The organism is Luteolibacter flavescens, from assembly GCF_025950085.1.
GTDB classification, from domain to species: Bacteria; Verrucomicrobiota; Verrucomicrobiia; order Verrucomicrobiales; family Akkermansiaceae; genus Haloferula; species Haloferula flavescens.
Genome location: NZ_JAPDDS010000002.1, coordinates 525,589 through 541,076, shown reverse-complemented (window position 1 = coordinate 541,076; position 15,488 = coordinate 525,589). Strand labels below are relative to the sequence as shown.

General features: G+C 64.3%; 12 protein-coding genes and 1 pseudogene. 7 read left to right on the top strand and 6 right to left on the bottom strand.

What is annotated here, in order from left to right:
- Nucleotides 1–196, top strand: a pseudogene (locus OKA04_RS05760) (IS5/IS1182 family transposase); the annotation flags it as partial.
- 94 nt (nt 197–290) lie between these two features.
- On the opposite strand, the gene tkt reads toward OKA04_RS05760, so the two are convergent.
- Both tkt and OKA04_RS05750 read right to left on the bottom strand, forming a co-directional pair.
- Nucleotides 291–2,261 (bottom strand): transketolase, encoded by a 1,971-nt coding sequence (tkt, locus tag OKA04_RS05755; RefSeq protein WP_264500183.1) that lies wholly within the window; start codon nt 2,259–2,261, stop codon nt 291–293.
- Nucleotides 2,262–2,477: 216 nt separating this feature from the next.
- Complete coding sequence (locus tag OKA04_RS05750) at nt 2,478–3,497, bottom strand: NHL repeat-containing protein (protein WP_264500182.1); 1,020 nt, start codon at nt 3,495–3,497, stop codon at nt 2,478–2,480.
- Between the two features lie 414 nt (nt 3,498–3,911).
- On the opposite strand from OKA04_RS05750, the gene OKA04_RS05745 reads away from it, so the two are divergent.
- Nucleotides 3,912–4,454 carry a hypothetical protein gene (locus tag OKA04_RS05745; protein WP_264500181.1) on the top strand — a complete coding sequence of 181 codons (543 nt, stop codon included), beginning with the start codon at nt 3,912–3,914 and terminating at the stop codon, nt 4,452–4,454.
- A gap of 111 nt (nt 4,455–4,565) precedes the next feature.
- On the opposite strand, the gene OKA04_RS05740 is transcribed toward OKA04_RS05745, so the two are convergent.
- Entirely contained in the window at nt 4,566–6,401 is a 1,836-nt protein-coding gene (locus OKA04_RS05740) for a tetratricopeptide repeat protein (protein ID WP_264500180.1), read from the bottom strand.
- 96 nt (nt 6,402–6,497) lie between these two features.
- On the opposite strand from OKA04_RS05740, the gene OKA04_RS05735 reads away from it, so the two are divergent.
- Nucleotides 6,498–7,238: a hypothetical protein gene (locus tag OKA04_RS05735; RefSeq protein WP_264500179.1), complete on the top strand. Its 741-nt coding sequence runs from the start codon at nt 6,498–6,500 to the stop codon at nt 7,236–7,238.
- 9 nt (nt 7,239–7,247) lie between these two features.
- On the opposite strand, the gene OKA04_RS05730 is transcribed toward OKA04_RS05735, so the two are convergent.
- The gene (locus OKA04_RS05730) at nt 7,248–8,183 is read right to left on the bottom strand and encodes an AEC family transporter (protein ID WP_264500178.1); all 936 of its coding nucleotides are present in this window, start codon (nt 8,181–8,183) and stop codon (nt 7,248–7,250) included.
- A 100-nt stretch (nt 8,184–8,283) separates the two neighbouring features.
- Here OKA04_RS05730 and OKA04_RS05725 point away from each other — a divergent pair, with 100 nt between their 5' ends.
- Both OKA04_RS05725 and OKA04_RS05720 read left to right on the top strand, forming a co-directional pair.
- Complete coding sequence (locus tag OKA04_RS05725) at nt 8,284–9,159, top strand: LysR family transcriptional regulator (RefSeq protein ID WP_319800597.1); 876 nt, start codon at nt 8,284–8,286, stop codon at nt 9,157–9,159.
- A 119-nt stretch (nt 9,160–9,278) separates the two neighbouring features.
- Complete coding sequence (locus OKA04_RS05720) at nt 9,279–10,796, top strand: hypothetical protein (protein WP_264500177.1); 1,518 nt, start codon at nt 9,279–9,281, stop codon at nt 10,794–10,796.
- Between the two features lie 253 nt (nt 10,797–11,049).
- Here OKA04_RS05720 and OKA04_RS05715 read toward each other — a convergent pair whose 3' ends face one another.
- Nucleotides 11,050–11,889: a formylglycine-generating enzyme family protein gene (locus OKA04_RS05715; protein WP_264500176.1), complete on the bottom strand. Its 840-nt coding sequence runs from the start codon at nt 11,887–11,889 to the stop codon at nt 11,050–11,052.
- A 28-nt stretch (nt 11,890–11,917) separates the two neighbouring features.
- Complete coding sequence (locus OKA04_RS05710) at nt 11,918–12,838, bottom strand: hypothetical protein (RefSeq protein ID WP_264500175.1); 921 nt, start codon at nt 12,836–12,838, stop codon at nt 11,918–11,920.
- A gap of 182 nt (nt 12,839–13,020) precedes the next feature.
- Here OKA04_RS05710 and OKA04_RS05705 point away from each other — a divergent pair, with 182 nt between their 5' ends.
- Together OKA04_RS05705 and OKA04_RS05700 are read left to right on the top strand one after the other, a co-directional pair.
- Entirely contained in the window at nt 13,021–14,598 is a 1,578-nt protein-coding gene (locus tag OKA04_RS05705; RefSeq protein ID WP_264500174.1) for an RNA polymerase sigma factor, read from the top strand.
- 25 nt (nt 14,599–14,623) lie between these two features.
- Nucleotides 14,624–15,469, top strand: a complete 846-nt coding sequence (locus OKA04_RS05700) for a hypothetical protein (RefSeq protein WP_264500173.1) — start codon at nt 14,624–14,626, stop codon at nt 15,467–15,469.
- The last annotated feature ends 19 nt before the right edge of the window (nt 15,470–15,488 follow it).

Genomic DNA, 15,488 nt, shown 5'->3' with positions numbered 1-15,488 from the left:
CATTCCACCCCGGTCCCATCGCAAGGAGCAGCGCGCCTATGACCGGCATCTCTACAAGATCAGGCACCTGGTGGAGAGCGCCTTCCTGAAGCTCAAGCAATGGCGGGGCATTTCAACCCGCTACGCCAAGAAGGCGTCCTCATATTTGGCGGCGGTCCAACTGCGCTGTGCGCTTATGTGGGCGGAAATCTTGTGACGACACCGTCTAATGACCGGCGCTCCCAGGCTGCAAAAAAGCGCGCTCCCCGTGAGGAGAGCGCGCTTCGCTTTGGAAAAAGCGGCGGATCCTATCAAAGGGCCTTGGCCGCGGCGACGACGTCGTCCTTGGTCATGCCGAGTTCCTTCATCACCGTATTGCCCGGGGCGCTGATGCCGAAGCGGTCGATGCCGAGCACCTTGCCGCCGAGGCCGACGTACTTCCACCACAGGCCGGAGACGCCCGCCTCGATGGCGATGCGCTTCGTGACGGCGGCGGGGAGCACGCTTTCTTGGTAGGCGGAGTCCTGGCGGTCGAAGCGCTCGAAGCACGGCACGGAGACGACGCGCACGCCATCGCCGAGTTCGGCGGCGGCGGCGATCGCGTGCTGCAGCTCGGAGCCGCTGCCGAGGAGGATGAGCTTCAGGTCGCCCGTTTCCTTCTTCGCGATGTAGGCACCCTTCAGCACGCCCTCGCGGCGCTCTTCCACGGACAGCTCGTTCATGAGCGGCACGGCCTGGCGGGTCAGGCTGAGCATCGTGGGGCCATCGGTGCGGAGGGTGGCGGCGACGAAGGCACCGGCGGTCTCCTCGGCATCGGCCGGGCGGATGACGTCGAGATTCGGGATCACGCGCAGGCCGCTCACCGTCTCCACCGGCTGGTGGGTCGGGCCGTCCTCACCCACACCCACGGAGTCGTGCGTGAAGATGTAGGTCACCGGCAGCTTCGACAGCGCGGCGAGGCGGATCGACGGGCGGACGTAGTCGGCGAAGACCATGAAGGTCGCGCCGGACGCACGGAAGAGACCGTCATACGCGATGCCATTGCAGATGGCGCCCATGGCGTGCTCGCGGATGCCGAACCAGATATTGCGGCCGCCGGGATTGCTCGCGGAGAAATCGCCGCCGTCCTTGATGTAGTTCTTCGTGGAGCCGTAAAGGTCGGCGGAGCCGGTGATGTACTGCGGCACGGCCTTGGCCACCGCCTGGATCACCACGCCACCCGCGCCGCGGGTCGCGTCCTTGTAGTCCGCGGCGAAGGCCGGAATCTGCGCCGAGAGATCGGCAGGCACGCTGCCATTCAGCTCGGCAGCCAGCTCCGGATTCGCGGCGGTCCAGGCATTGAAGGTGGCGGTCCAGGCGTCGTAGCCCTTCTTCTGCTCGTCCTTCACCGCGGCGAAGTGGGCATACACGTCCGTGGAGACGTAGAAGTGCTGGTCGGCTGGCAGGCCGAGTCCGGCGCGTGCCTCATCGATGAATTTCGCGCCGCCTTCACCGTGGGCCGCGGCGGTGCCGGCGACCTGCGGGATGCCCTTGCCAATGACCGTCTTCGCGATGATCACCTTCGGGCGGCCGTTGTCGTCGGCCTTCGCCTTCTCGATGGCCGCGGCGATGGCGGCGAAGTCGTGGCCGTCGATGGTCACGGCATCCCACTGCTGGGACTTGAAGTATGCCTCCGCATCCTCGCCCTGCGTCCGGTCCGCCATGGCGTCGAGGGTGACGTCATTGGAATCGTAGATCAGGATCAGGTTATCCAGGCCGGTGTGGCCGGCGAAGGCGATCGCCTCCTTCGCGACGCCTTCCTGGAGGCAGCCGTCGCCGTGCAGGGCGAAGACGTGCTGGTCAAAGATCGCGTGCTCGGCGGTGTTGTACTTCGCCGCGGCGCGCTTGCCGGAGAGGGCGAAGCCCACGGCATTGCCGATGCCCTGGCCCAGCGGGCCGGTGGTGGCCTCCACGCCCACGGTCTCAAAGGACTCCGGGTGGCCCGGGGTGTGCGAGCCGAGCTGGCGGAAGCGCTTCAGCTCGTCCAGCGGGAGATCGTAGCCGGACAGGTGCAGCCACGTGTAGAGGAACATCGAGCCGTGGCCCGCGGAGAGGATGAAGCGGTCGCGGTTCAGCCATTTCGGCGCATCCGGATACTGGCGGAGCGCACCGCTGTAGAGGACGGCACCGATCTCCGCGCAGCCGAGCGGCAGGCCCAGGTGGCCGGAGTTGCAAGCATGGACGGCGTCCATGGCGAGGCCGCGAGCTTGGGTCGCGGCTTGGGAGAGGATGGCGGTATTCATTGGCGTGCTAAGATGTCGGACAGGCGGCGCAGGGTAGAGCGCCGGACCCCGCTGGCAAGCCGCAAGCGGGGCAGCACCCCGTGGCAAATTCATGGTAGAAATGCGACACGCACATCCGGCAGGCAGCCATGAATCCCCCTGCTGCAAGCAAACAAAAAGGCCGGGATCCTGCGATCCCGGCCCGATGATGTGATCCGGTGAGGGCGGAAATCCCGCTCAGGGCTTCTTCACCTTTTGCAGCTTCGTCACGCGGCCGCTGGCATTCCAGTCCTGCACGTAGAGATTGCCATCCTTGTCAAAGGACAGGCCGTGCGGCGCGGTGAAGAGGCCCAGCTTGATCTGGTCCAGCGGCACCGGGTACTGCGCCCACTGGCCCTTGTCGGGATTGTCACCGAGGAAGGAAACCGGGTTCCCCTCCTTGTCCAGGATGGTCACGCGGGCCTCCAGCTCGGCCACGGCGCACACGTCGCCGAGGATGGAGACGGTGCACGGACGGCGGAGGCCGGTGGCGTGGACTCCGATCCAATTGCCATCCAGGTCGAAATGGACCAGGCGGCGGTTCTCACGGTCGCAGACAAGCAGGCGCGGCTTGCCGAATCGGGTGTCCACCGCCATGCCGTGGCTGCAGCTCGTCTGCCCGTCGCCGTTGCCCTTGCCGCCGAAGGTCTTGAGGTGCTTCCCCTTGGCGTCGAACTTGTGGATGAATTGCTCGCCGTAGCCCATCGAGCAGAAGATATCGCCATCCGGCGCCACCGTCACCGCGGTGAGGCCGTTCCAGCCGCCCTGCACGTCACCGGCGGTGGCTTGGGAGATCTCCAGCACGATCTTGCCGTTGGTATCGATCTTGCACACGCGCAGCGGCTTCGGGCCGGAAAGCTGGGCGCCGTAGATGTAGGTCTTGCCGCGCTCCTCCTTCACCGCCATGGCGTGAAAGCCCTGGCACTCCGGCGCGATGGATTTCTCCAGCTTGCCGTCCGGCTTGTAGACGAGGATGCCGTGCGGCGCATCCGTGGAGACGTAGATGAGTCCCGTGCGGGGATCGATGACCACGCCGCCGTGGGTAGGCCCGATGTTCTTGCCTTCCGGCAGCTCGCCCCAGTGCGGGACAGCCTCGTAGGTCCAGGCACCGCTGCCGGTGAGCACCGCCTCGTGGACATCCTTGCCCGGCTCCGCTCCGTGGTCCGGGTGGGCGAGAGCAAGCGAGGGCAGGAGGAGAAAAAGGAAACGCAAACGCATGATGACCGCGAGTGAAGCGGCTGCGCCGGTTTTGGCAATGCACTAGAGCTCCGAGCCCCGGCCACGCCTGCAAATGCCATGGTTTTAACCGTGACTAAAGGCGGATCCTGCACGGATGAACCGAATCCCAACCAGCCTCACGAATCCCGGCTCTGCCTCTGAGAAGCCACTTGCTCCGCCACCTTCTCTCCGAGTGCGTGCCCTGCATCATCCCGTCCAAGCTGCCAACCGCCGACTACGATCCGCGATGCACCCGGCTGGCATGACACCACAGGAAAACTTGGCCAAAACATCCCACCATCTCGACATGAGATACGGCATCCGGTTTATTGAGCAAGACCTATGGCAGAAGAAGCGGCTGAAGAAAAACCGGGGAAGAAGAGACCCAGCATTCCGCGACAGATATTCCACGGATTGTCCTACTCCGTCGTGATCTTGGTTTTGGTCTTTGTAGTAGCGTCGATATTGATCGGCCGCCCTCCCAATTCCCATACCACTCAATTCGCTGTAAGAACCACCCAGCTCCTCACCAGTGTTGCCCAGGCATTGGAATCTTTCGAAAATCAATACGAGCGTCTCCCCAGAACAGACGCCTTGGACTTCGAGATCGAAGGGCCGGAGGGCTCCAAGTTAGCCACGGTGCTTTTGGGCAAGGAGGAGTCGGGCATTGAAATGCAGAATCCCAATCAGATTGCCTTTCTCACAGTTCAGATCACCAGAACGAAGGCAAAGGGAGGCGGCGTCCTTTATTCCAGCGAAAACAAGGTCGAGGGCGTTTACGACAATTGGGGACGCCCCCTGCGAGTCATCCTCCGTCCCACGGGCAAATCCGAGATCACCCTCCCGCACGGCCATCCGCCCCAGCAATTCAGCCTTCCCTTCGTTGTCCTCTCGAGAGGAAAGGACGGGCTTTGGGGAACGGAAGACGACCTCATCTCGGCCCCGAAGAAGCCGTGAGGTCCTCGGTCGCCCCTCCGACGGCCAGTTTCATCACCACGCTCCAAGATCACCCAAGAGGCGATTCTCAAAAGACGGGCATGATCGGCACCCGGAACACACTCGATCAAATCACTGCGCTTCGGATTCGTCCTGCTCACCCGGGATGGTGGCGAACTCCGCAATCGCAGCGTCGATCTCCGCAGCGCGGTCCGGGTGGATCTTGCGGGACTTCTGCAGCGTCTGGATCGCCTTCTCCGTATTCCCCTCGTCGTGGTAAAGAGTGGCGAGGCGGATGGTCGTGTCGTAATGCTGCTTGGAGGTGGGATCCACGAGGATCTTCACCCAGACCTCGCGTGCTTCAGCCGGGCGCTTCAGGGCAACCAGCGCGTCGCCTTTGCACATCAGGCAGTAGTCGCCCTCCCTTGTCGTCATCGAGTAGTAGATATCGAAGTTCCTGATGGCTTCCTCGTACCTGCGGTGGTGCATATCGACACTTCCCAAAAGTGAATAGTTGTAGGGATACCATGGCGCGACCTCTAGCGACTCCCTGAGATTTTTCTCCGCCGTCCCGTAGTCACCGCTCTCAAGACTGGCCAATGCCAAAGAAGTCATTGCCTGATACTGATAAGGGCGGCTCTCGACGAGGTGGCTAAGTTGCTCCACCGGATCATTCCACAGCCGCGCTTGCAGGGGGAAATAAGTGGCACTGGCAATGCGCGACACCAGGACGAGAGCGATGACGCCGCCGGCAGAAAGCAACACTACAGGCCGGAGATTGAAATCCCGCACACGCCTGACCAGCAATTGCAGCAAAGCCACGGCGGCGATGGCCAGTCCCACGCTGGGAAAGACAACGTAATAGTCTTCGATCGGACCGACCCAGATCGGGACGAAATTCGAGCACGGGAAACTGGCGAGCAGGAACCACGCAATGCCGAAGCATAGCAGCGGCATGCGCTTTCCGGCCGCCAGTGCCACGCCGATGAGCCCGATCAAAAACACCCAGGCCAGCGAAAGATCCACCATGGAGGCAGACTTCCCCCAGACGTAGGCACTGAGGAATTCGATCCGGCCGAAAGGAAGCACCCACATGGAAAAATGCCGCCAAAGGAACCACGGTGCGGAAACAATGAGCTGCCAGGTGGGCATCTCCGGGTCGAAGCCCAGATTGTGCCCCTGCGCACTGTGGGTACCGCCCAACGATGACCGGAGGTAGAGAAAGCTCAGGGTGACAGCGGCGATGCAGCCGTAGCGGATCAGGGCAGACTTTGAAAAAACCCGGCGTCCATGCAAATGGTCGAGCAGCACTAGGATGGGAGCGATGAAAAGCGCGGTCTCGTAACTCGCCAGCGATAGGAAAAGTAGCACCAGGCAAGGAGCCAGAAGCCACCGCCTACCGTCCCGCCATGAGCGCACGTAGAGAAGGATCACCCCACAGCCAAAAGCGACCGACACACTGATATTGATGCAGCTCATCCACACCGCCGTGCTCGCCTGCGTGGCACTGGTGGCCCACATGCAGGCCCCGGCAAGCCCCCACCAAGCCGAGCAGGTCAGGCTTCTCAGGAGGACATGGATGCTGGCCGTAGCGATGAGATAGGCACCCAGGACAAAGGCATGCCACGCAAAAAGCGAGGGCATCCCTTGAAGCTCGAAAGCGTAATAGAGGGACGTCTTCAAGGGGCGAAAAACTCCGAAGACATCCTTCTTGAAGACATCCGCCCACGACTTGAACTCCGCCACATGCGCCATGTAGTTCAGGTCATCGTAGTACGGCGCGGACGTCATCCCCGGCCACGTCATGAAACAGATCGCCACCAGCAGGGCGAGAAGGGCGGCGATCTCACGGCCGGACCATCGCGGTGCGGCATCGGAAGTCGGGTGGACGAGGGGCATCGGCGTGGTCGAGGAGGAGAGAACTTCCTTCGCCGCGAACCATGGTGGAGAGACGGTCCATCCCGGCAAGGAGGCGGAAAGCTGATACCCAATGCCCTACACACTGTCATTCCCATATTCCAAAAACCTTTATATTCAGATTCATTGAGATAACGTCGCTTGGTTTTGAGCCCGCATTCTCAATTTCCCACGGCGTCGGCCGCCCTGCTGATCGCGCTGCTTGCCCTCACATCGTGCAAGCCGGGGCAGAAGGGCACGGCAGTGGAGACCGCGGAAAAGCCCGCTGTCTCCGCGGAGGAAATCACGGAGACTCCCCCGGCCCCGGAGTCGGATGCCTACCTCATCCTGCCCGGCGATTACTCGCAGGCCACGACCGTGGCGGATCTCGAGGCGCGCTTCGGGAAGGAGAATGTCCGCAGGGAAACCGCGCCGGAGCTCCGCGTGGTGCTCTACCCGGAGGACCCGACCCGCCGCGCGTTTGTCACCTTTCACGACGGCGAGGCCCTCGAGGATCTCGCCGGCATCACCGTGACCGACCCCGGATCGAAATGGCGCGGGAAGCACGGCGTCCACATCGGCATGACGATCGCGAAGCTGCAGTCGCTGAACCGGAAGCCCTTCTTCTTCTGGGTGGACGATGCGGACCAGCACAGCCGCGCGCACGATGGCTGGAGCCCGGCGCTCGATGATGACGACGGCACGCTCGGCGAACTCGATGTGGCGGAGGGCGAGCACCTTTACTTCGACGTGCTGCTCGGTCCGACCGATCCCGCCGTGGTCCGCGCCATTCCGGGCCTGCCCAACGGCGAGCAGATCTCCAGCGCGGACCCGCGCTACCGCGAGCTGCGCGAGGTCATCGTCGTCACCGGCATCGGCGCGAGCAGCAGCTTGGATGACGAATGGTGAGGCCTTCCCTCAGACACCCGACATCAGGTAGCCGGTCAGAGTCAGCACGGACAGGACGGTGGAGCAGATGATCACCTTTGACGTGATGCCCGCCTCCCGTTGGTAAAACTCCGCAAGCATGAAGGGCCCCGTGCCGGTGGGCAGCGCGGCGAGCAGCACGGCAGGCTGCACCAGTGCCGGTGGCAGCTTGAAAACGAGCGCCGCCATCACCCACGTCACCAGCGGCTGCGCCACCAGCTTCAGCCCGATCAGCAGGCCTACCGCTCCGGTGTCCTCGCGCTTGCTCTCCCGCTTTTCCGCGAGGAAGAGCCCGAGGCTGACCAGTGCACAGGGCGATGCCGCGCCGCCCAGCAGCTTCAGGTAGCTGCCCGCGGACTCGGGAAGTTGCGCACCGGTCAGCGGGAAGATGGCCCCGAGCAACGGCGCAACGAGCAGCGGATTCTTCGCGAGGGATTTCCCCGTTTTCCAAAGCAGCGGGCCGGGGCGTCGCTCGCCTTGGATACCGATCTCGATGAGGACGATGGCCACCGCGAAAATGGCGCACACCGTGATCATGGAGGCGATCAGCGTGGGTGCCAGCGCCGCCGGGCCGAAGACCGCGAGCGCGAGCGGGAAGCCGATGTAGCCGGTATTCGCATAGCTGCTGCCCAGCGCATCGATCGCCGCGTCGGCCAGATGGCGCTCGCTCCTCCAGCGAATCCACAGGGTGGCGGCGAAGACCAGCACGCAGCCGAGGCCGAAGCTCACGATGAAGCCCGGCTGCCAGATCTCCGCCGGCCGCGCCCGCGCGACAATGTCGAAGAGCAAGGCGGGCAAGGCCAGATACACCACGAAGCGATTCAGCTCGCTGGCCGCCTGCGGGCCCAGCACGCCCATCCTGCGGACCAGCCACCCGGTGAGGATGAGGCCGAAGACTGGCAGGACGATCAGCAGCGTGGAGATCATGGGAAGGCGGGAATCGCGTGTGGCGGGGGATGATGATGCACGATCCGGATTGATTTCCTCCAATGCTATCTGATGCTCTGATTCATACCTTTTCCGCATCATGGTCGACCTCCGGCAAATGCGCTATTTCGTGACCCTGGCCGAAACCATGCACTTCGGCCGCGCCGCCGAACGCCTGCACATGACGCAGCCGCCGCTGAGCAGGCAGATCGCCGCGCTGGAGCAATCGCTGGGCGTGCGCCTCCTGGAGCGCAGCACGCGGCATGTGGAGCTGACGCATGCAGGCCAGCGCTTCCTGGAGGACGCGCGGTCCACGCTGATGATGGCCGATCAGGCATGCGACAATGCGCGGCTCGCGGAGCGCGGCGAACTCGGCGAGCTGAAGGTCGGCTTCATGATGCACGCCGCCTTCACCATCCTGCCGAAGCTGACGAAGCGCTTCCTCGCCGCGCATCCTCAGGTGAAGCTCCACCTGAGGGAAATGATTCCCAGCGCGCTGACCGATGAGATCCTCACCGGCCAATGCGACGCCGGCGTTCTCTTCCCGCCGAAGCGCATCAAGGGCCTCGAATTCCGCGTGGTGCACGCCGAGCGCCTGTGCCTCGCGATTCCCCGCGGGCACTCTCTAACAGATGCCGCACGGATCACGCCGCGCGTCCTGAAGGGCGAGCACCTCATCGCCGCATCCGAGGATGTGTCGCCCGTGCTGCGTGGCGCGATCACCGGCTGGTTCCGCACCGCGGGAATCGTGCCCGCCATCCGGCTGGAGACACAGCTCCAGCAAACCATCGTCAGCTTCGTGGCCGAGGGACTGGGAGTGGCGCTGGTGCCGGAGTCGATGGCTAAGCTCGGTGTGGCCGGTGTGGATTTCCGCCCGTTGGAGCGCGCGCCAAAGATCGAGCATGGCATCGCCTGGCGACCGGAGAACCTGAATCCCTCACTGCCACTTTTCCTGAAAGCAAGCGGCGCGGCATGATGCCACGGAGGGAAGCTCGACAGGTCATGCCGGTGCCACCTTGAATCGCGGCGATGGATCATTCACGCCCGCTGTCCCTGAAAGGTCTCCTGCTTCTCTGCTGCTGCGCATGGATGCCCATGCCTGCACAGGCCGAGCATTCGCCGATGGACCTGCGCTTCACGCGGCAGGCGACGCAGCGGATGATCTTCGACGATGACCAGGCGCTGCGGCTATCCTCGCTGGAGCCCGCGAAGGACACCGGACTGGAGCTGATGCATCCGGTGCGCCGCACCACGGGCCAGGCCGAACTGAGCGTACCGCAGGGCCGGCTCGTCGTTCGCGGCGAAGATGCCACCGATGCCTCGGTGTGGTTCAGCGGCTTCAATCCCTTCGCCACCTACCAGGTCGAGATCGCGGGTAGCAGCGATGGCACCAGCGCGGGCCTGGAATTCATCCATCCCGGCGGCGAGGTCCTGCGCGTGGATGCCGTGTGCGGCCAGGAGAGCATCCGCGGCGTACGCTGGAGCCTGCAGCGAAAGGACGAGGTGCTGATGAAAGGTGAAGCGGAGGACTTCCGCCAACGGCCACTCGCGGAGCATCCCGTCACCCTCATCGTCCAGATGGCAGCAGTGGGCTTCAACGTCTACCTCAAGCAACGCGGTCACGTCGAACTCGTGGGCCGGGCCGACGTCGTCTCGCATCTCGATTTGCGAAGGAAGGACGTTTTCCAAAACACCTCCACCTGGCTGCGCATCGCGGGGGACAAGGGTACTTATGCGGTGATCCCCGGTGCGACTGCAGCGCTCACCCCGGGCATGGGTCAGGCGGACATCCGTGCGATCACCGACGAGGAAGGCACGCCGCTGTTAGACGGAGGGCGCCTGTGGTTCACCGCCACCACGCGCGGCGGCGGGCTGCCTCATCCCATGCAGGGAGTTCTCAGCCTCGACCCCGGATTGTCCGACCTGAAATTCGAGGGCGTGATCGCCTTTGATCGCGGTGATGGCCTGCTGCGGAATGAACTCGCCTCGCATCTCTTCCTTGATCGCGCGAGCGGCGAGTGGCGCGGCTGGACCACGGCATTCTCCGCCTATGGCGATCCCGCGAAGAAGGAGAAGAAGGAGATCCTAGCCGTGCGCTCGAAGAAGGATCCCCGCCGCGGCTTCTCGATCATGACCTCTGCCCCGATGGGTCTCGTAGGTGACTACGAGGACCCGCACGGCATCCACGACAAGGAAACCGGCAAGTGGCGCATGCTGCTCTGCCAGAATGTGAATGGCTACAAGGCCGCGGTCTTCGAGTCCGAGCGCTGGGATGGCGGCTTCCAGCGCATCGCCGGACCTGTGACCACCGACAGCACCGGCACCACGATCCAGAAGGTGGACGGTGTCCGCTACGCCTTCTTCGGCAGCTCGGACCGCAGCTTTCACGTGTGCTCGTTTCCCGACCTGAAGCCCCTCGGCACGCTCAATCTCGACCTGCCGCCATGGGAAGAAAACGGCAACGCCCGCGTGTGGCCGAATCTGGTCCCGCTGCCCGAGGGAAGCCCTGCACCCTACCTCCTGCTCACCTTCGACCGCACGAACTTCCCCGGCATGAAAGGCCCGAACTGGACCTACGGCGCGATGCACCTCTACCACGGGCAAATCAAGTGATGGCTCACCGGGACCGCGGAATTCATTCCGCTGCACAGGCCCGGCGAACACACCTTTCCAGCGGAATGAATTCCGCGGTCCCGGTGCATTCGTACAAAAAGCGAGCCGGGCGAGTTTCCAGCGTCATCAGGGTCACCACTTTGGGTTTACTGATCTTGTCGCATCGGAATCGTCCGGCTCTGGGAATACCATTCGCACCGATTCACCGGGACGCAAATGGATTTCCCCGTTTCTCCATCTAACTCTTTTCCCGTCACTCGGGCTTCGCCTTTTCCTTGAGGTCGAAGACGACGCGGAAGCCTTGGTTCGGCAGCGATGCGCCCTTCGCCATGCTGCCGATGTCGAGCAGGTTGTAGAAGTCGCAGGAATTCGCCGAGCACCACCAGGACCCGCCGCGCCCGCAGATGCGCGTCTTGGCGAGGGTGCTCTCCATCCACGGCGGCGCGCCTTCGCAGTATTCGAAGACATTGCCGATCACATCGTGCAGTCCCCACGCATTCGGCGGATAGCTGCGTACCGGCGCGGTGAGCACGTGGCCATCCTCGCGCGTGTTCTTCAGGTGGCTCGCGCCATTCCAGACATTGCAGGCCTTCGCTGAAAAATCCGCACCCCATGGATACGGCGTGTCTGCCCCGGCACGGGCCGCCGTCTCCCATTCGTCCAGCGTCGGCAGGCGTCCTCCCACCCATCGGCAATAGGCGCGCGCATCCTCGCCGGAAATCTGCGTCACCGGGTGATCCGGCAGCTTCTCCGCCGCGGGGCCATCCGGGCCGAAGGGATGCCGCCAGCTCGCCCCCTCCACCCGCTTCCACTCCCACTCCGCGCTGCCCTCGCCGCCGCTGAGGCTCCAGCCCGCCTTCTCCGCCAGCGTCCGGTAGCCCGTCGCCTTCACGAAGGCGGAGAACTGCGCATTCGTCGTCTCCGCGTCGGAAATCAGGAAGCCGCCCGTCTTGAAGCGATGCGGCTTGTTCAGCCGGTGCGCGGCCGAGCCGAGCGCATGCTCGCCCGCGAGGATGCGGACCAGCACGTGGCCATTCTCCCCGCGCTCCTTCTCGCCCGCCCCAGCGATGGTCGCCGCGAGGAAGTACGACATGAATAGTAGCAGAGGGGATGCCCTCATCTCAGCCCTTCTTCTCCTTGATCCACTTCTCCGCGGCGGCACGGACCTCGTCCCGCGATTCCCGGGAATAGGGGATGGCGATCGATGTGTAAGCATCCACCGGCACCTTCGACACGGGATCGAGCGTGAGTTCCAGATGTTCCTTGTCCTTCGGCAGCGGCTTGCCGGGCTTGTAGTCGGCAATGCCCAGCGCCTGCGCTTCCTTCCGGATGCCCTTCACATACGCCTTCTCCAGCGCGGTCGCGAGGTAGGGTTCATACTTCTTTTCGCGCAGCAGCTTGCCGATGAGGATGACCAGGTCACGCTGTGCCACGCGGGATTGGAAAAGCTGCACGCGCCGGTCGCGCTTCGCCTCCGGCTCGTTCTCGTCATACTCGCGGCCCTCCTCGCCGACCCACCAGCCGGCGACCATCGGCGGCGCGGCCTTCGCGTCGTTCTTCGCCTTCGCGATGCCCGCGACGAGCTTCGCCTCCAGCGCCAGCAACTCCGGCAGCGCCTCGGTCGCCTGTAGCGTGAGGATCGCATCGAGCAGCAGCGGGTTCAGCACCTTCGGATCGCAGCCGACATCATCGCCGTCATAGCTCTCCTCGGGAGCGGGATCCTTTTTCGTTTCCTCGGCCTTGCGGACGAGGTCGATCTCCAGCAGCCGGGCGCGGATCGCCTTCACCATCTCGGCACGGTTTGCCTGCATCGTCGCGAGATTCACCTTCGAGAATGACGCGCCGGCGAATCCGGAAAGCTGGTAGGCCCGGTAGGGCAGGTCGGAGGTGGACGTCATCACGTCGCACACCTGTGCATACGATCCCGGGAACTGGATCACCCGGTCGAGCAACGCGGTCCCCACACCGGGCTCCGCGGCACGCAGGGCACTGGCGAGGGCGAGCGGCAGCACGATGGCCGTGACAAAGGCGGGGCATTTCATGGCTGCCACGATAAGCCGCACCAGCCCGTGCTGGCGAACCCGAAAACCGTCCTACTCCCCTCGCCCCGGACGCCCATTCCCGGGGATTTTCACGCCTGCCGGAAAATTTCCGACGGAATTTTGTCCGCACGGTAGGGTGTGACGACGTGGGAATGATGAAGACGATGGAGAATGATGCCGAAATGCTGCGCCGGTTCGCGAAAAGCGGGGACGAGGATGCCTTCCGCGAGATCGTGGCGCGCCATGCCGCCATGGTCCACGGCGTGGCCCTGCGGCGCTGTGGCGACCGCACGCTCGCCGAGGACGTCACCCAGACGGTCTTCACCATCCTCGCCCGGAAGGCGTCCTCGCTCGTCCACGGGGAGCTGGCCGGGTGGCTGCACCGCGCCGCCTTCGTCGAGGCCCGCAATGCCTACCGCAAGGAACTCCGCCGCTCGAAGGCGATGTCCGCACTCACCGACAGCATGAATGATTCCCCGCCCGCCCCGGAGGTCGATTGGCAGGCCGTGCGCCCGCACATCGATGAATTGCTCGGCAAGCTCTCCTCGCAGGATCGCGAGCTGGTGGTGCTGCGCTACTTCGAGCAGCGCAGCTACCCGGAGATCTCGCGCAGCACCGGTGCCACGGAGGACTCCATCCGCAAGCGCGTGGACCGCGCGCTGGATCGCCTGGCGGGCCTGCTCGGCCGCCGCGGCGTGCCAGCGCAGGGCACCACGCTCGGCGTGCTGCTTGCCGGGCAGATGCTGTGCCCCGCCCCCGCATCCGCCGCCACCATCGGCAGCGTGGCACTCGGGGCCGCGGCCTCCGGCACGGCGGGCACCACCCTTCTCCTCCACTCCCTCTTCCTCATGACCACCTCCACCAAGATCAAGATCGCGGCCGCCGCCCTGGTGATCCTCACCGTGCCCGCCGTGTATGTGGCCACCCGCCCGACGAACGACATGACAACGAACGCCAACAAGCCCGCCCCACCCCTCTCCCCCAACACGAATCCCACGGCGGCTGCGGACCCCTCGCTCACGACAACAAACGACGCTGCCGCCGTGGGACCAGCATCGCCTACTCTGGAAAGTGAGGACGATACCGTGGACCTCTCGGCCATGCTCACCGACGACTTTGGCGACAAGATGATGGTGGGCTTCGTGAAGGAGGAATCGACCCTTCTCTACAACAAGATCACCGGCCGGCTCGACCTGAGCGACCAGCAGAAGACCGACCTGCGCGCGCTCTTCGACCGCCGCGATGAAGCCGCGGCCAAGAGCCTCGCCGAGGCAACCGCGCTCGGCCTGGTCGAGGACGGCGAGCAGGCGATGGCGAATGCCGCGAAGATCCGCGAGATCGTGGACAAGCACTACCCGGAGCCGAGGCTGGATGCCTTCCTCAAGCAGACACTGACACCGGAGCAATACGAGACCCACCTGAGGATCGACCATGAGCAGCGCGACGAATCCGCGAAGGACGAGGCGCAAACCCAGCTCGAGACGATCACCAAATATGTACCGCTGACCGACGAGGAGCAGCAGCGCTTTCACGATGGCTTCCGCCAGGAACTGATGTCGGAGATCCCGGACGACATCGATGTCGTGACCATGATCACCGGCACGATCGAAGTGGAGAATGCGAGGCTCAACCGGCTGCTGACGCCGGAGCAAGTGGAGCAGTATCGCCACGCCATCTCCGAGGAGAGCCGCAAGATCGGCGAGGCGATGCGCAAGCGCCGCGAGGAGCGCGAAGCGCGTGAGAAGCAGGACGGGCAGTGATCCATCAGATCAACCATTGCACGAGATGACGACAGAGTCGCCACGATCGAACCGATGGAGCTTCCTCGCCTTCGCGCTGCTCGTCCTCGCCACGCTCGCTGTTGTCGTGGTGAGCCGGAATGCGCCGGAAAGAACGGGCGCATCCCGTGATGATGCCACCGAATTCACCGATTTGCGAAGCGAGCAGGACGGCGGGTTGAGCACGAAGTCCTCAAGACGAGATCGCACGACCCATCAGCTCACGAAAACGGACCACCGTCTCGCGGTCACCGACGCCACGGTGGGCTTCAAGGTGAAGTCGCTGGCTCAGCTCGAACGTCTCGTGGCGCTCCCCGGCTTGACGCCACAGCAGCAACAGGAGCTGCGCGATCACTTCCAGCGCCGCGAGGACGCTGTCTCGCGCAGTCTGGATGAGGCGATGAAACGAGGCCTGCTCGATGACGCGGAGTCCGGCATCCGGCACGCGGACAAGCTGCAGGAAATCGTCGATCATCACTACGCGAAGCCGCGGCTCGATGCCGTGCTGCAAGCCATGCTCACCCCTGAGCAGCTCCGCGACGAAGGCACGGCAAGGCAAGACGCCGCGGTGAAGAATGCCCGCGAGCAGCTCGCGCTGGTGGTGAAGCACGTGGACCTCGACGCCGCCGAACGCGACCATGTTTACGAAGCGCTCTGCGACCGCGAGCTCGCCGCCTCCGCGGACCAGATCGACCTCGCCGCGCTGGCGGCAGGCCCCGGCGGCTTGCAGGTCCATCGGGTGATCGACCTGCTGCCGGCGGAGAAAGCGGAGCGCCTGAGAAATGCCCTGGCCGAGGAAGAGCAGCGCGACGAGGAGCTGCTGCGGGACATGTTCCCGGGAGCGGGCGAGTGAGCCAGACCCGCCGCGCCGA